This window comes from Kitasatospora sp. NPDC096147 (genome assembly GCF_044763225.1).
Classification (GTDB): domain Bacteria; phylum Actinomycetota; class Actinomycetes; order Streptomycetales; family Streptomycetaceae; genus Kitasatospora.
Genome location: NZ_JBIWFX010000007.1, coordinates 347,068 through 362,211, shown reverse-complemented (window position 1 = coordinate 362,211; position 15,144 = coordinate 347,068). Strand labels below are relative to the sequence as shown.

The 15,144-nt window shown below is 73.7% G+C and carries 15 protein-coding genes; 6 read left to right on the top strand and 9 right to left on the bottom strand.

The window, feature by feature from the left end; all coding sequences use genetic code 11:
• Positions 1 to 17: 17 nt before the first annotated feature.
• Positions 18 to 839: an aldo/keto reductase gene (locus ACIRBX_RS23745; protein WP_402299170.1), complete on the top strand. Its 822-nt coding sequence runs from the start codon at positions 18 to 20 to the stop codon at positions 837 to 839.
• Positions 840 to 1,199: 360 nt separating this feature from the next.
• Here the strand turns inward: ACIRBX_RS23745 and ACIRBX_RS23740 are convergent, their stop codons facing one another.
• From ACIRBX_RS23740 to ACIRBX_RS23730, 3 genes are read right to left on the bottom strand one after another with little or no spacing between them, the layout of a single operon-like run.
• On the bottom strand, positions 1,200 to 1,655 hold the full coding sequence (locus ACIRBX_RS23740; RefSeq protein ID WP_402299168.1) for a tellurite resistance TerB family protein: 456 nt from the start codon (positions 1,653 to 1,655) through the stop codon (positions 1,200 to 1,202).
• 38 nt (positions 1,656 to 1,693) lie between these two features.
• Positions 1,694 to 2,278 carry a TerD family protein gene (locus ACIRBX_RS23735; RefSeq protein ID WP_402299167.1) on the bottom strand — a complete coding sequence of 195 codons (585 nt, stop codon included), beginning with the start codon at positions 2,276 to 2,278 and terminating at the stop codon, positions 1,694 to 1,696.
• Positions 2,279 to 2,315: 37 nt separating this feature from the next.
• Positions 2,316 to 2,891: a TerD family protein gene (locus ACIRBX_RS23730; RefSeq protein WP_402299165.1), complete on the bottom strand. Its 576-nt coding sequence runs from the start codon at positions 2,889 to 2,891 to the stop codon at positions 2,316 to 2,318.
• 166 nt (positions 2,892 to 3,057) lie between these two features.
• Between ACIRBX_RS23730 and ACIRBX_RS23725 the strand changes: the two genes are divergently transcribed.
• From ACIRBX_RS23725 to ACIRBX_RS23710, 4 genes are all read left to right on the top strand, one after another.
• Positions 3,058 to 3,468: a BlaI/MecI/CopY family transcriptional regulator gene (locus ACIRBX_RS23725; protein ID WP_402299163.1), complete on the top strand. Its 411-nt coding sequence runs from the start codon at positions 3,058 to 3,060 to the stop codon at positions 3,466 to 3,468.
• Between the two features lie 7 nt (positions 3,469 to 3,475).
• On the top strand, positions 3,476 to 4,423 hold the full coding sequence (locus ACIRBX_RS23720) for a M56 family metallopeptidase (RefSeq protein WP_402299162.1): 948 nt from the start codon (positions 3,476 to 3,478) through the stop codon (positions 4,421 to 4,423).
• A 34-nt stretch (positions 4,424 to 4,457) separates the two neighbouring features.
• Positions 4,458 to 5,375, top strand: coding sequence for a DUF6891 domain-containing protein (locus ACIRBX_RS23715; RefSeq protein ID WP_402299160.1), 918 nt, complete (start codon positions 4,458 to 4,460; stop codon positions 5,373 to 5,375).
• Positions 5,376 to 5,486: 111 nt separating this feature from the next.
• Positions 5,487 to 6,110 (top strand): hypothetical protein, encoded by a 624-nt coding sequence (locus ACIRBX_RS23710; RefSeq protein WP_402299158.1) that lies wholly within the window; start codon positions 5,487 to 5,489, stop codon positions 6,108 to 6,110.
• A 46-nt stretch (positions 6,111 to 6,156) separates the two neighbouring features.
• Here ACIRBX_RS23710 and ACIRBX_RS23705 read toward each other — a convergent pair whose 3' ends face one another.
• The 5 genes from ACIRBX_RS23705 to ACIRBX_RS23685 form a co-directional block, all read right to left on the bottom strand.
• Entirely contained in the window at positions 6,157 to 6,708 is a 552-nt protein-coding gene (locus tag ACIRBX_RS23705) for a DinB family protein (protein WP_402299157.1), read from the bottom strand.
• 225 nt (positions 6,709 to 6,933) lie between these two features.
• The gene (locus ACIRBX_RS23700; RefSeq protein ID WP_402299155.1) at positions 6,934 to 8,586 is read right to left on the bottom strand and encodes a carbohydrate binding domain-containing protein; all 1,653 of its coding nucleotides are present in this window, start codon (positions 8,584 to 8,586) and stop codon (positions 6,934 to 6,936) included.
• 356 nt (positions 8,587 to 8,942) lie between these two features.
• On the bottom strand, positions 8,943 to 9,512 hold the full coding sequence (locus tag ACIRBX_RS23695) for an RICIN domain-containing protein (protein WP_402299153.1): 570 nt from the start codon (positions 9,510 to 9,512) through the stop codon (positions 8,943 to 8,945).
• Between the two features lie 140 nt (positions 9,513 to 9,652).
• Positions 9,653 to 10,408 (bottom strand): response regulator, encoded by a 756-nt coding sequence (locus ACIRBX_RS23690; RefSeq protein WP_402299151.1) that lies wholly within the window; start codon positions 10,406 to 10,408, stop codon positions 9,653 to 9,655.
• Positions 10,409 to 10,422: 14 nt separating this feature from the next.
• Positions 10,423 to 11,610, bottom strand: coding sequence for a sensor histidine kinase (locus ACIRBX_RS23685; protein WP_402299149.1), 1,188 nt, complete (start codon positions 11,608 to 11,610; stop codon positions 10,423 to 10,425).
• A 336-nt stretch (positions 11,611 to 11,946) separates the two neighbouring features.
• Between ACIRBX_RS23685 and ACIRBX_RS23680 the strand changes: the two genes are divergently transcribed.
• Positions 11,947 to 14,154, top strand: a complete 2,208-nt coding sequence (locus ACIRBX_RS23680) for an MMPL family transporter (RefSeq protein ID WP_402299147.1) — start codon at positions 11,947 to 11,949, stop codon at positions 14,152 to 14,154.
• 389 nt (positions 14,155 to 14,543) lie between these two features.
• On the opposite strand, the gene ACIRBX_RS23675 is transcribed toward ACIRBX_RS23680, so the two are convergent.
• Complete coding sequence (locus ACIRBX_RS23675) at positions 14,544 to 15,071, bottom strand: DUF3291 domain-containing protein (protein ID WP_402299145.1); 528 nt, start codon at positions 15,069 to 15,071, stop codon at positions 14,544 to 14,546.
• Positions 15,072 to 15,144: the final 73 nt, after the last annotated feature.

Below are 15,144 nucleotides of genomic sequence, written 5' to 3'. Positions count from 1 at the left end.
CCCGAGGAGACACCGCCATGACCGTCCCCACCGTGAAGCTCAACAACGGCGTCGAGATCCCCCAGCTCGGCTTCGGCGTCTTCCAGGTCCCCGACCAGGAGACCACCGCCGCCGTCACCGCCGCCCTGGCCGCCGGGTACCGCTCCATCGACACCGCTGCGATCTACGGCAACGAGGCCGGTGTCGGCCGGGCGCTCGCCGCCTCCGGGCTGCCGCGCGGGGAACTCTTCGTCACCACCAAGCTGTGGAACGCCGACCAGGGCTACGACGCCACCCTCCGGGCCTTCGACGCCAGCCTCGCCGCCCTCGGCCTCGACCACCTCGACCTCTACCTGATCCACTGGCCCACCCCGGCCCGCGACCTCTACCGGGACTCCTGGCGGGCCGTCGAACGCCTCGCCGCCGAGGGCCGGATCCGCGCGGCCGGCGTCTCCAACTTCCAGCCGGCCCACCTGCGCCGCCTGCTCGACACCGCCGAACTCGTCCCGGCCGTCAACCAGATCGAGCTGCACCCCGGCCTCCAGCAGGCCGAGCTGCGCGCCTTCCACGCCGAGCACGGCATCGTCACCGAGGCGTGGAGCCCGCTCGCCCAGGGCGCCGTGCTCGCCGACCCCGCCGTCACCGCCATCGCCGACCGGACCGGCAAGTCCGCCGCCCAGGTGGTGCTGCGCTGGCACCTCCAGCTCGGGAACGTGGTGATCCCCAAGTCCGTCACCCCGGCCCGCATCCGGCAGAACCTGGACGTCTTCGACTTCACCCTGACCGGCGACGAGATGGCCGCCATCGCCGGCTCCGACCGCGACCTCCGCACCGGCCCGCACCCGGACCGGTTCAACTGACCTTCCCGGCACTGCCCGGACGGCTGCTGCCTGCCCCGAGCGGGCGTGGGCAGGGCCGTCCGGGCAGCGCTCCCTCGGCTTCGCCTGCGGCCTCACCCGGGCCGACCGGCCGACCGGCTGACAGGCCCGGGCGCCACGGTCTTCACCTCGATGGCCGACCTGCCCGCCCTGGTCACGGCCACCGCCACCGGCCCGACCGCAGCCGCAGCCGCAGCCGCCCCCACAGTCCCGGCTCCCGCAGCCCCGACCACCTGACGCCCGCCCGTCGCCCGCCCGAGCGCCCGGACCTCCCGTTCCGCCGCAGCACGGAGGGGCGGCACCGGAGCTTCCCGGTACCGCCCCTCGCCGACCGACGGTCCGTCAGAGGTCGAACTCGTCCGGGGAGATGGCCAGCGCGAAGCAGGCCTCGCGGACGATCGCCTGCTCGGTCTTGTCGAAGTCGCCGTCGGCGCCGCCGATGACGATGCCGATCTGGATCACGGCGCGCGCCTCCACCGGCTTCTTCGCGACCTTGCCGATCACCTGGAGCAGCGTCACCTTGCCGAGCTCGAAGTCGGCGGTGACGGTGGTCAGGTAGTCGTCGAAGCGGCGATGCAGGTCGGCGGCCTCGAAGTTCTGCAGCACCGGGTTGGTGGCGATCAGCGCCGCCACCCGCTGCCGCTCGGACGGATCGACCGAGCCGTCCGCCGCCGCGACCAGCGCGCACATCGCCATCGAGGCGTCGCGGAAGCCGCCGCTCTTCAACTCGTGCTTCTTGGCATCGAGTTGGTTCTGCATGGTCTGGGCGGACTGCTTGAGGCGGTCCCACAGGGCCATCGGGGTTCTCTCCAATACGGGTGGTGCCGGAAGACGTGTCACAGGTGGGGAGCGATGGCCGGCATCAGGTCCTGGAAGGTCCGGCCCCTGGCCGGCTCGCCGATCGCGGAGAACTTCCAACCGCCGCCCTCGCGGCGGACCTTGGCCATGATCTGGGCGGTGTGCGGCCCGCCACCGGTGAGGGTGTAGCGGGCCAGCTCCTCGCCGGTCGACTCGTCGACCAGGCGGCAGAAGGCGTCCTGCACCTGCTCGAAGGTCTGGCCGGTGAAGGAGTTCACCGTGAAGACGATCTGCTCGACGGTCGCCGGCACCCGGGCCAGGTCGACCAGGATGGTCTCGTCGTCGCCGCCCGCGCCGCTGCCGCCGACCAGGTTGTCACCGCTGTGCCGGACCGAGCCGTCACGGCTGGTGAGCTGCTGGAAGAAGACCACCTCGACCAGGCCGCCGCCCTTGTTGTAGAGGACGGCGGAGGCGTCCAGGTCGATCGGCCGGGCGGTGAGCTTCGCGAAGAAGCCCTTCGGGGCGGCGGCCCGCCAGCCCAGGCCCATCCGGACCACGCTCAGCGCGCCGCCGTCGGCCTTGGTCAGGCTGATGCCCTGGCCCTTGTTGAGGTTGACGCTCATGCTGCTGCTCCCCCTTCTCGCCGGGTGTGGTGCCCGGTCAGAGTGCGACGCCGAAGTCCTGAGCGATTCCCGCCAGGCCCGAGGCGTAACCCTGCCCGATGGCGCGGAACTTCCATTCGGCCCCGTTGCGGTACAGCTCACCGAAGACCATGGCGGTCTCGGTGGAGGCGTCCTCGGAGAGGTCGTAGCGGGCGATCTCGGCGCCGCCGGCCTGGTTCACCACCCGGATGAAGGCGTTGCGGACCTGGCCGAAGTTCTGGCCGCGGCCGGCGCCGTCGTAGATCGAGACCGGGAAGGTGATCCGCTGCACGTCGGCGGGGACGGCCGCCAGGTCCACCTTGAGCTGCTCGTCGTCGCCGTCGCCCTCACCGGTGCGGTTGTCGCCGGTGTGCTCGACCGAGCCGTCGGCGCTCTTGAGGTTGTTGAAGAAGACGAAGTCGCCCGCCGAGCGGACCTTGCCGTCCGCACCGAGCAGCAGCGCGCTGGCGTCCAGGTCGAACTCGGTGCCGGTGGTCGAGCGGACGTCCCAGCCGAGGCCGATGACCACGGCGGTCAGACCGGGGGCCTCCTTGCTGAGCGAGACGTTTCCACCCTTGCTGAGGCTGACGCCCATGAACGGTCTCCTTCGGTTCGGCTTCTGACGGTGTTTTAAATCTACAGCAATGTAGAAGTAAAGAGAGCGTAAGTTCGCCCACCACTCCCCGGTGGGGACCCGCCCCGCACGGTCTCGCTACGATGAACGACCGACACTCCCGTGACGTGCCCGAAAAGGACGAATGGTGCGAGACAGCGAAGCCGAGAGCGGCCACGGCGACCGTCCGCGACGGCGCGGGCAGGGCGAGTTGGAGTCCCAGATCCTGCACGTGCTGCACCGGGCCGGGCGGCCGGCCTCGGCCGCCTGGGTGCAGGAGCACTTCGACGGCGAGCTCGCCTACTCCACCGTGATCACCATCCTGACCCGGCTGCACGAGAAGCGGGCCGTCACCCGGGTCCGGGACGGCCGCGCCTACCTCTTCACCCCGGCCGCCGACGGGGCCGGGCTGGCTGCCCTGCGGATGCGCCGGATGCTGGACGCGGAGAGCGACCGGCAGGCCGTGCTGGCCAGCTTCGTCACCGCGCTCTCGGCCGACGACGAGCAGCTGATCCGCTCCCTGCTCGGCTCCGACTCCGCTGCCGAGAGCGGGAGTTGAGCGGGCCGTGGGCGTCTTCGTGTTCCTCCCGCTGATCCTGCCGCTGACCGCGCTGCCGATCGCCCGGCTGGCCGAGCAGCACCTCCACCCACGCACCACCACCCGCCTGCTGAGCTGGATCAGCGGCGTGCTGGCGCTCTGCTCCACCCTCTGCCTCGGGCTGCTCGGTGTGGTCGGCACCGCACAGATCCCGGGCAATCCGCTGCCCGACGCCTGGGCCGACCCGGAGGTGCGGGCCGCGGTGCCGTGGGACGAGGCCGTCGGCACCGGCGCGATCGTCGCACTGGCCGTGGTGCTGGTGACCGCCGCCGTCATCCTCGGCCGCCACCTGCGCAGCCGGCTCCGGGCCCGCTGGGCGGTGGCCCCGCTCGGGGCAGGCTCCGACGTCGCGGTGCTCGCCGACGAGGTCCCGTACGCCTACGCGGTGCCCGGCCGGGGCGGGCGGATCGTGGTCTCGACCGCGATGCTGGCGCATCTGGACGAGGACGAGCGACGCGCCCTGTACGCCCATGAGCGCGCCCACCTGACGGGCGGTCACCACCGCCACCTGCTGACCGTCCGGCTGGCCGCCGGGGTGAACCCGTTCCTCGCCCCGCTCCGCGACGCGGTGGTCTTCGCCGCCGAGCGCTGGGCCGACGAGGAGGCCGCCGAGGCCGTCGCGGACCGCCGGCTGGTCGCCCGGGCGGTCGGCCGCGCCTCACTCGCCCTCCCCCGCCCGACCGGCCCCACCGCACTGGCCCAGTTCGCCGCGCCCGGCCCCGTCCCGCGCCGGGTCGCCGCCCTGCTGGCCCCCGGCCCCGTCGGCCGCCGCTGGCCCCCGGCGGCCAGCCCGGCCGGGTTGGCAGCCCTGATCGGCGTGGCCGGCACCACCGTCTCGGCGATGTCTTGCCTGAACGCCTCGATGGCCCTGCTGCTGATCCTGCACACCGCCACCACCGGCCAGCACCTCGCCTGACCGGCCGTCGGTGCGGTGTGGCAGGGTCGGCCGCATGCTGGAGATCACGGTGCAGACGGAGAGCGGGGCCCGGCACGTCCGGCCCACCGCCGGGGAGTTGGCCGCGCTGGTGGAGCGGATCGGCGCCGACGGGGACAACTTCCTGGTGCTGGAGCGGCTGCCGGACCGTCCGGAGGTGTTCGCCCAGGTCTGGCACCGGACCGGCGGCGACTACACCCTGGAGCACCGCGACGGCTCGAACGAGCGGCACTTCGAGTCGACGGTGGCCACGGCGAAGGCGGTGACCGGCGCGCTGACCGGCTGGGCCCGGCAGTCGGCCGGCTGGGACCTCGGGGTCGACTGGGCACGGCTCGCGCTCCCGCCCACGCCGGAGGTGCCCCCGCTCGACCTGCCGGAGGCCGACCGCGCCACCCTGGAGGACCGCCTGCGGCTCGAACTGGCCGTCGGATACACCGACCCGGCCCGGCTGGCCGAGCTCGCCGAGGAGTACCTCGTCACCCCGGGCCGCCGTCCCGTCTCCCCCGCCCAGGCGGCGGCGCTGGCCCGGGAGCTCTGGCAGGAGCGCATCGCGGAGCAGGCCGGCTGGCAGGGCGAGACCGGCCCCGAACGGCTGACCCGGGCCTTCGCCGCGCTGGAGCGCAGCGGCGTCACCGCCCGCGAGCACTTCACCTGCTGCCGCAGCTGCGGGCAGGCGGAGATCGGCGGCGAGGCGGCCCCGGGCTCCCGGGGCTTCGTCTACTTCCACTCCCAGAGCGGCGAAGCCGCCGCCTCCGGGCACGGCCTGACGCTCCATTACGGTGGCTTCGACGGCACCGCCGCGACCACCACCGCCGTCGGCCACGAGGTGGTCGCCGCCCTGCACGCCGTGGGCCTGCGCACGGTGTGGGACGGCACTCCCGAGCGGGCCGTCACCGTCACCCCCATCGACTGGCGCCGCCGCCTGGTCGGCTAGCCTCCACGGGACCGTGTGCACAGGGAGGAAGCCGTGACGACCGAGCCGAGCAGGACGACGGGCACGCCGCGGACGTTCGCGGCACTGCCGGGACGTACCGGGGACGACGGGGTGACCTTCGAGCGGTGCCTGGCCGAGGTGGCCCGCATCCCCGGGGTCGAGGCCGGGCCCGCGCCCGCCGACGGGGACACCCGGGCCTGGGTGCACTCGGTGCGGCGGGCGGTGCGGGAGGCCGGGGCGCGGGGGTTGGTGCTGTCCGAGGAGTCCTTCGAGGTGCTGTTGGAGGCAGCGGTGCAGGACCCCAACCCGAGCTTCAACCGCACCTTCGTCGAGCCCGCCATGAACGCCTACGGCTACCGCCGGGTCCGGGCCGGACTGCTGGAGCGTCTCCGGTCCGGCACCGACCGCCAGCGGGCCGGGGCCGCCCGGGCCTGGTACTGGACGGCGCTCCGCCTCGACCCTGACGGCCCGTCGGCGGAGCACCCGGGCGCGCTGGAGCAGGACGGCGCCACCGACCGCGCCGTCCTGGTCCGCGAGTGGAACGAGGCCGCCCTGCGGGAGTTCGTCGCGAACGAGGACCTCGACGTCCGGAGCTGCATCCTCCCCGGCCTGCCGCTCCGGGCCGCTGCCTACCGACCGGAGCTGCACGCCTTGGTGGAGACCGCGACGGCGATCGCCCGGGCCCACCCCGACGACTACATCCGGCACCGGGTGGAGGTCCAGGTGAACGTCTGACCACCCGTCAGGTCGGCGCCGGGCGGACGGTCAGGGGGCAGGCCGGTCAGAAGGGCGGGTCCTCACCCGTGAGGCCGTCGACGGACTCCCGGATCAGGTCGGCGTGGCCGACGTGACGGGCGTACTCCTCGACCAGGTCGAGCAGGATCCGGCGGAGGTTCGGCCGCTCTCCGGTGCGGGTGGTGAACGCGCCGGGTTGGTCGAGGCCGCCCTCCGCCAGGGCCTGCGCGACGATCACCCGGGAGCGGTCGGTCGCCTGCTGCCAGAGCGCGTACAGCTGCTCGGGGGTGTCCTCGGCTGCGGAGCGGTAGTCCCAGTCCGGGGTGGCCTCCCAGTCCACCGCGTCCCAGGGGGCGCCGACCGGAGTGCCGAGCCAGAGCCGGGCGAAGTGGCCGTCCTCGACGTGGGCCAGGTGCTTGAGCAGCCCGCCGAGGGTGACGGCCGAGGTGCCGAGGGTGGCGCGCAGCCCGGCCGCGTCCAGCCCCGAGGTCTTCCAGGCCAGGGTGGCCCGCTGCCGCTCCAGCGCACCCAGCACCGCCGCCGCCTCGGTGCCGGCGAGCGGGGGTTCGGGCCAGGTCTCCGCAGTGAACTCGATCATGGGCGACACGCTAGCGGCCACCGCCGACACTCCGCTCACGGAGCGCCGAGGATCCACCGCAGGTGGTACCGCAGCACGGCGAGGGTCTCCGGTGCGACGAACGCCCGCTGTCCTCCGTCGGCACCACCGGACGGCCCCTCGGCCGGGCCGGGACACCACCGCGCCCCGGCGGCCGGGTGGGGGTACCGGTCGCCGGGGCGCGGGGACTTGCTTCGGATGGTCAGGTCACCGACCCTGCAGGGCCTTGACGTTGTCGCCGAAGGACCAGCCCTTGGAGCCGTCCCAGTTGATCGACCAGGTCATCAGGCCCTTGAGCTGGCCGCCGAAGGCACCGTACGCCTGGCTGACCAGGCTGGGGGCCATGTAGCCGCCGCCCGCGCCGGGCTGGGCCGGGAGGCCGGGGACCTGCTTGTCGTAGGGGACCTTGATGACGGTGCCCTGGATGTTGAGGCCGGCGTTCAGGCACTCGGTCTGCTTGGTGAAGCCCTGGACGGTGCCGGCCGAGTAGGAGTCGGCGGAGCAGCCGTACATGCTGCCGTTGTAGTACTGCATGTTGAGCCACCACAGGCGGCCGTTGTCCACGTACTTCTTGATGATCGGCAGGTAGGAGCCCCAGATCGAGCCGTAGGTGACGCTGCCGCCGGTGACGTACGCGGTCTCCGGGGCCATGGTGAGGCCGAAGCCGGCCGGCATCTGGGCGAGCACGCCGTCGATGATCCGGATCAGGTTGGACTGCGAGGCGGAGAGCGTGGTGATGCTGCCGCTGCCGGAGAGGCCGGTCTCGATGTCGATGTCGATGCCGTCGAAGTTGTACTTCTTCAGGATCGGCACCACCGTGGCGACGAACTTGTCGGCCACCGTGCTGGAGCTCAGGTCGATGCCGGCGGCGGCGCCGCCGATCGACATCAGCAGGGTGGCACCGGCCGCCTTGGCCTGGCACATCTCGGCGGGGGTGGAGACCTTGACGCCCGCGTCCATGCCGTCCTGCCAGAGCACGGTGCCGTCGGAGAGGATCACCGGGAAGGCGGCGTTGATGACGTTGTAGCCGTGCGCGGCGATCCGGGAGTCGGTGATCGGCACCCAACCCATGCCCGGGTGCACGCCGTTGGCGGCGCCGTCCCAGTTCTCCCAGTAGCCCTGGAGCACCTTGCCGGTGGGCTTGGGCTTGGTCGGGCAGGTGTCGCCACCGCCGCCGGTGTTGCTCGGCGAGGGCGAGGGCGAGGGGCTGGTGGAGACCGAGGGGGACGGGCTCGGGCTGGTGCTGGTGGACGGCGACGGGGACGGGCTGGTGGAGTTGCTCGGGGACGGCGAGGGGCTGTTGCCGCCGGGGCCGGTCAGGGTGAAGTCATCGGCGTAGTAGGCGGGTTGGCCGTACCAGCCGTGCACCCAGATGGTCACCGAGGTGGTGCTCGCGCCTGTGCCGAAGTTGACGGCGAGCTGGCCGTAGGAGGCGGTGCCCGGGGTCCAGGTGGAGGTGGTGCCGGTCAGGCCGTTGCCGGTGGCACCGAGGTAGACGTAGCTGCCCTGGACCCACGCGCTCAGCGAGTACTGGGAGTTGGGCTGCACGCTGATGGTCTGGCTGCACTGGCCGGTGTCCTGGCCGCTGGGCGCCGCCTTGAGCGCCGAACTGCCGCCGTGCACCGGGCTGCTGACCACCGCGCCGGCCGAGCCGGCCGTACAGGTCCAGCCGGAGAGTCCGCTCTCGAAGCCGGGGTTGTTCACCAGGTTCGGGGCGGCGGCCCCGGCGGTGACCGAGCCGGCCACCACCAGGCCGGCGCCGACCACGGCGGCGGCGCTCAGACCGGCCACGGTGCGGCGGGCGGCGCCGGTGGACCGGGCGGCGTGGGTGGTCCGGACGGGCTGCGGGGCGCGCTCCACCTCGGGACGGTGACCGCCCGACGGGCGCGGAGTGCGGGGCCTCCGACGGAACATGCTGTGCTCCCTTCCCGCCGGGGCGCCGTGGGATCTCGACGCGTGGGGGCGTGGCGCCCGGCCGTGGGTGAGGTGGGGGACATGTGGGGATGTGCCGTGCCGGAGCGTAGGGGCGTGGCGAAGGGCACGTCAATAGGTCTGGACCAATCGGGTCCCCCGATGCCCTTCCACCCGACCGTGGCCTGCGGAACTGCCGCGGCCCGCAGGCCCGGTGGGCACTGACACTACGTCAGGAGCGAGACCGGGCGGGCCGGTGGAACGGGCCCGCCGCCGAGCCCCGGCCCCGGCGGCGGGCCGGCCGTCTACTGCGGGTCGACCAGCTCCCAGGCGTGGTCGTCCGCGTCACTGCAGGGGTAGAGCGTCAGCCGGGCGTCGTTGCCGCCCGTCCGTACACCGTCCACGTCCAGGCACAGTCCGCTCGCCACGTTGACGATCCAGGAGCCGCCGGTGCTCCGTGCCACCAGCCGGAACTGCTGGTTGTCGAGCCCGCTCCCGTCGCACACGTACTCGCTGACCCGCGTCCCGGCCGGCACCGGGCCGTAGTCCGGGACGTCGAGGCAGAGGTTGTCCTTGGTGTTGCGGACGGTGAAGGTCCAACTCCCGTAGTCGGAGCTCAGGTAGTCCAGCCGGAACAGCTGGTTGTCGGCCGTGGTGCGGTTGCAGTCGTACTGGTTGACCGGGCCGTCGGCCCGGCCCGGGCCGTAGCCCGGCAGGTCGGCACACTTGCCGGTGGCGAGGTTGCGCAGCGCGTACGGGCCGAAGCTCATCCCGGCGGCGTCGGCGGTGGGGGCGGTGCCCAGGGCCAGCGCGGCGAGGGCGGCGGTGCTTCCCAGGACGGTGGCCGGTCTCCCCGCGAACCACTTGCTGATCATCGTGCTCCTCCGTTGACGGACGGACAGGTAGCGCGAGACAAGCAGGGCCCGGGGCGCGCCGGCATCGGCCACCGGCAGAATGTCCGGTTCCGGTTGCCCGGTGGCCTGATCGCGGAGCGCCCGCCCGTACCGGACCGGCGTCAGGAACCGCCCGCGCCCCGGGCCGTGACCAGGCCGGACTCGTACGCCGCGATCACCGCCTGGGCCCGGTCCCGGACGTCGAGCTTGCCGAAGATGCTGGTGATGTAGTTCTTCACGGTGGACTGGCTGAGCTCCATCGCCTCGGCGATCGCGGCGTTGTCGAGCCCGGTGGCGATCAGCCGCCAGACCTCCACCTCACGCGGCGTCAGGTCCCCGGCCGCGCCACCCTCCACCACCGCCGGCCCGGCCGGGGCGGCGGCGGGCGAGACCCGGACGTGACTGGAGATCAGCCGGGTGAGCAGCCGGGGTGCCACCACCGCATCACCCGCGTGCACCGTGCGGATGGCGTCCGCCAGGTCCTCCGGGGAGACGTCCTTCGGCAGGAAGCCGTACGCCCCGGCGCGCAGCGCGGCCACCACGTAGTCGTCCATGTCGAAGGTGCTCAGCGCGAGCACCCGCACCCCGGGCAGCGTGCGGGCCAGCCGCTCGGTCGCCTCGACGCCGTCCAGCACCGGCATCCGGATGTCCATCACCACCACGTCGGGGCGCAGCTCGGCCGCCCTGGCCACGGCCTGCTCGCCGTTCTCGGCCTCGCCCACCACCCGGAACGCCGGGTCGGGCGAGAGGATCAGCGCGAGGCCGCGCCGCACCAGCGGCTGGTCGTCCGCGATCAGTACCTTGATCACCTGGGTCTCCCCCTCGATCACCCGGGTCTCCCCCTCGGTCCGTGCGTCCACCGGTTCTCCCCCGCTCATGGGTTCTCCACCGCTCACCGGTTCTCCTCCCCGCGCTGGACGGCCGCCTCGGCCGCCTCCGCCGGGCTGAGCCGCAGCTCGGCCCGGACCGTGAAGCCGCCCTCCGGTCCCGGACCGGCCGTCAGTTCGCCGCCGTGCAGGGCGACCCGTTCGCGCATGCCCACCAGCCCGTAGCCGCCCGGGCCCCCGGCCCCCGGCCCGGCCCCGTCGTCCCGGACCTCCACCACCACCGAGTCCCGGCCGTGGATCAACCGCACCTCGGCCCGGGCCGGGCCGGCGTGCTTGCGGGCGTTGGTCAGCGCCTCCTGGACGATCCGGTACACCGTCAGGCCGACGGTCGGCGGCAGCGCCGCACCGGTGCCCTCGACGGTGAGGGTGGCCGGCAGGCCGGCCGCGCGGGAGTCGGCGAGCAGCCGGTCGAGGTCGTCCACCCCGGGCTGCGGCGCGGCGGGGGCGTCCTCCGGCTCGTCGCCGGTGCGCAGCACGTTGAGCAGTTGCCGCATCTCGCGCAGCGCGAGCCGGCCGGAGGACTCCAGGGTGACCAGGGCGTCCCGGGCCACCTCGGGGTTGGCCAGGTTGGCCCGGGCGCCACCGGCCATCAGCTGCATGGTGGTGATGTGGTGGGCCACGATGTCGTGCAACTCCCGGGCGATCCGCCGGCGTTCGTCCGCCACCGCCCGGTCGGCGAGCAGCTGCCGGTTGGCCGCCACCTCGCGCTGCCAGCGGTTCACCGCCAGGGCGCCACCGACCACGAACAGCACCGAGAGCAGCGGGCTGATGTTCTCCTGCCAGGAGGCGGTGCGGCCGTACGCCTGGCTCCAGGCCAGCAGGGCCGCCCCGCTCGCCGTCGCGACGGCCGTCACCCTCGCGGGGCAGGCCCGGGCCACCGAGTACACGCTGATGATCAGCGCGGCGCCGAAGTGGGTGGGCAGGTGCAGCAGCAGGGTGGCCGCCACGTCCAGCAGGACCACCACGGCCAGCACCGGGACCGGGTGGCTGCGGCGGAAGAGCAGCGGGAGCGCCGACACCGCGACCAGCAGCAGGCCCGCCACACTCACCTGGTGCTCGCCACCGGGATCGCCGAAGAACACGTAGCTGAGCACGTTGAGCGCGCACGCCCCCGCCGCCACCATCGCGTCGGTGTGCGTCCACGGCACCCCCTCGGCCTCGGCCGCGCTCCCGGGGTGTGCTCGCCCGTCCATGTCCGTCCCTCCGTGCCCGCCGACCCGGCGCTCGCCGTCCCGGTGTCCGCCGTACCGGGCCCGCCCGGGTCCGGGACGGGGCCGCTGATCAGCGTCGATGCGCCCATTCTGTCAGCGCCCGGGAGTGGTCGGCATGGTCCCCGCGGCGGATCACCGGACCGCCGGACCGGGACCACGGTCCCGGGTGCGGGCCGGCCCGGGGAGCTGAGGCCCCGTCACGGATCGTCCGCTGCCACGACGCCCGGCCCGATTCCCGCTGATGTGCTGTGAGCAGGCCGGGAACCCCCGGCTCCACCACTCGAAACGGGCCGCCGCAGCGGTCCGTCGGAGGCACACGTGATCCGCGCACTGACCGGGTACTCGACCAGGAAGCCCTGGCGGGTGATCGCCCTCTGGACGGTGCTGGGCCTCGCCCTCGGCGTGCTCAGCCCGATGCTGCTGTCCCGCGTCACCCAGGCCCGCACCGGCGACTTCCTGCCAGCGAGCTACGACTCGGCCGCCGCGCTGCGGATCGCCGAGGAGCACTTCGGGCTGCGGCCGGACGCCACCACCGTCACGGTGCTGGTCGCCCGGGCCGACGGCAAGCCGCTGACCGCCGCCGACCGGCAGAAGGTCACCGCCCGCTCGGCCGAGCTGGCCGCGCACCGGGTGGAGATGCCGCGCAAGGAGGGCGAGCCGGCCCTCCTGGTGCCGGACCGCTCGCAGACCCCGAAGCTCGCCCCGGCCGTCCGGGCCCCCGACGGCTCCTTCGACCTGCTGACCGTGGAGCTGACGGGCAACCAGACCGACGAGGGCGTGCAGAAGGTGTTCCGCGCCTTCCGGGACGACGCCCGCGAGCGCTTCGCCGCCGACGGGCTGCGCACCGGCTACACCGGTGCACTGGCCGAGATGTCCGACACCGTCGAGGCGAACCGGACCGCCACCGTGGTCGGCGGCGCCCTGGTGGTGGCCCTGATCGTGCTGCTCAACGTGCTGGTCTTCCGCTCGGTGCTGGCCGCCGTGCTCCCGCTGCTGGCGGTCACCTTCATCGGCGGCCTGGCCAGCGGCGCGGTGGCCGGGATGGCCACCCTGACGGGCCTTCGGCTGGACGCCTCCACCCCCGGCCTGATCTCGGTGGTGCTGCTCGGCATCGGCGTGGACTACCTGCTCTTCCTACTCTTCCGCTTCCGCGAGCAGCTCCGGGCCCGGCCCGAGCAGTCGGCCCGGGAGGCCGCCGCCGAGGTCTCCGGCCGGGTCGGCACCGCGATCACCTCCGCCGCGCTCACCATCGTGGCCGCCTTCGCGACCCTCGGCGTGGCGAGCTTCGGCCAGTTCCGCTCGCTCGGCCCGGCGATCGCCGTCGCGGTGCTGGTCATGCTGCTCGGCAGCCTCACCCTGATGCCGGCCCTGCTCGCCGCCTGCGGCCGGAAGATGTTCTGGCCCTCCCGCTCGCTCCGCCGGCAGCCCGCTCCCGGCTCCAGCGCCGAACGCTTCGGGCTGCTGGTGGCCCGCCGCCCGCTGGCCGTGCTGCTCGGCTCGGTCGCGCTGCTCACCGCGCTGGCGGCGGGTGTGCTCGGCATCCGGATGAACTACGGCCAGCCCGCCGCCACCTCGACCCCGGCCGCCGCCACCGCCGCCGAGATCGCCCGCACCCTGCCGGCCGGCGTCTCCGACCCGACCAGCGTCTACCTCACCGGCTCCGGCCTGTCCGCCGCCGGGCTCGACGGTCTGTCAAAGGCCCTGAGCAGTACGGAGGGTGTCGGCCAGGTCGCCCCCGCCGTGCTCGCCGAGGGCGGCCGGGCCGCCCGGATCGACCTCTACCTGAGCGCGGACGCGCAGAGCGCCCGGGCCCGTGAACTGGCCTCCGGCCCGGTCCGCGCCACCGTCGCCGCGCACACCCCCACCGGGGCCGAGGCGCACGTCGGCGGCACCGCCGCGATCTTCGCCGACGTCTCCGACGCCGTCGACCGCGACCTGCGGATCGTCTTCCCGGTCGCCGCCGCGCTGATCGGCCTGATCCTGCTCCTGCTGCTGCGCAGCCTGCTCGCCCCGCTGGTCCTGATGCTCGCGGTCGGCCTCGGCTTCGCCGCCACCCTGGGCGCCTCCACCCTGCTCTTCCAACACGGCCTGGGCGAGCCCGGCGTCAGCTTCACCCTCCCGCTGGTCCTCTTCCTCTTCGTGGTCGCTCTCGGCACCGACTACAACATCCTGATCACCGACCGGATCCGCGAGGAGATGGAGCGTCCCGGCCCGGCCCGCTCCGCCGTGGCCCGCGCCGTCCGCCACACCACCCCCACCATCGCCACCGCCGGCCTGGTGCTGGCCGGCTCCTTCGCCTCGCTCGCCACCACCCCCGGCAGCGCCCAGGTCGCCTTCGCCCTCACCCTCGGCATCCTGCTCTCCGCCTTCGTCCTCTCCCTCGCCCTGGTCCCCGCCCTGGCCACCCTCCTCGGCCGCACCCTCTGGTGGCCGCTCCGCCCGTCCCGCCACCGCGCACCGGCCGTCCCGGCCCCGACTCCGGCCCCGTACGAGAACGCCCCGGCCGACTACGCGCACTGGCACTGACACCCCGACAACCGCCGAGGCCCACCCCGTCCTTCACCGGACGGGCGTGGGCCTCGGGCGATGTCGGGCCGACTGCTACGGGAGGACCGGCTCTACGGGTTGTCGATGTCCGGCGTGGTGACCGGTTTCGACGGCCACCTGGCTATGCGGTTGCTGCTCTACCTGACTGTCTTCGGCATCCTCGTCGGGGTGTCGCTGACCTGGCGGTCGGTCAGATCGAGCTCGACGCAGTCGCGTAAGCGGTAGCACTGAAGGAGGGTTCGAGGCCCGCCCCGGTCGCCGGGGCGGGCCTTGGCACGATTTAGACACGGCCGGCAATACCTCGGGGCGGCGCCGACGCCGACATGGCCATCAAGTACAGGGAGACCGCCCCCATTGCTGACCGCCCCTCAATTCCACCCGATCGGACTCCCTTCCGGGGTGAACGCCCGGCGGAAGGTGAAGGCGTCCGGCGCCAGACCGTGCTCGTAGAGGTGCTCCAGCCGGGACACTCCGTCCTGCCAGCGGGGTGTCGCACCGTCAGGTGTCCACCAGAGCACGTGGTTCGGATGGCCCGCCCGCTCGAACCAGTCGCGCCGACGGTTCAGCGCCTCCCGGTGCGGGCCGGTGTGGACGGCGTCGAAGGCGGAGCGCGGGTCCGTCCAGAGGGAGAGCGTCGCGGCGAGTGCCGTGGACTCCACTGTCCGGCCCTTCTCGTACCAGGTGGGCACTACGAACTCCCCCCAGACGCCCCAGTCGGCTCCGAACAGCCGGCCCCGGTCGGCCGCCACCGGCTCGGCGTGCCCGAGGTAGCCGGGATGCGCGGTAATCGTCCGGTAGACCTGCTCGCCGACGTCGTAGAGCGCGCGGGTGAGCGGCCCCGGATCGGTGAGCGGCGCCGTCAGCGTTCCGAACGTGTACAGCGCGAGCTGCGGCATGCGACCCCCTGAGGTGCGGCTCCCCGCAGGGAACTCCCGGTCCTTCGTGGGCGATCTCCCACGAACGCCCGGC

Coding starts and splice junctions, on each gene's coding strand:
- ACIRBX_RS23745 (WP_402299170.1), top strand. CDS start 18: ATGACCGTCCCCACCGTGAAGCTCAACAACGGCGTCGAGATCCCCCAG.
- ACIRBX_RS23695 (WP_402299153.1), bottom strand. CDS start 9,512: ATGATCAGCAAGTGGTTCGCGGGGAGACCGGCCACCGTCCTGGGAAGC.
- ACIRBX_RS23675 (WP_402299145.1), bottom strand. CDS start 15,071: ATGCCGCAGCTCGCGCTGTACACGTTCGGAACGCTGACGGCGCCGCTC.
- ACIRBX_RS23685 (WP_402299149.1), bottom strand. CDS start 11,610: ATGGACGGGCGAGCACACCCCGGGAGCGCGGCCGAGGCCGAGGGGGTG.
- ACIRBX_RS23730 (WP_402299165.1), bottom strand. CDS start 2,891: ATGGGCGTCAGCCTCAGCAAGGGTGGAAACGTCTCGCTCAGCAAGGAG.
- ACIRBX_RS23715 (WP_402299160.1), top strand. CDS start 4,458: ATGCTGGAGATCACGGTGCAGACGGAGAGCGGGGCCCGGCACGTCCGG.
- ACIRBX_RS23690 (WP_402299151.1), bottom strand. CDS start 10,408: ATGAGCGGGGGAGAACCGGTGGACGCACGGACCGAGGGGGAGACCCGG.
- ACIRBX_RS23740 (WP_402299168.1), bottom strand. CDS start 1,655: ATGGCCCTGTGGGACCGCCTCAAGCAGTCCGCCCAGACCATGCAGAAC.
- ACIRBX_RS23735 (WP_402299167.1), bottom strand. CDS start 2,278: ATGAGCGTCAACCTCAACAAGGGCCAGGGCATCAGCCTGACCAAGGCC.
- ACIRBX_RS23705 (WP_402299157.1), bottom strand. CDS start 6,708: ATGATCGAGTTCACTGCGGAGACCTGGCCCGAACCCCCGCTCGCCGGC.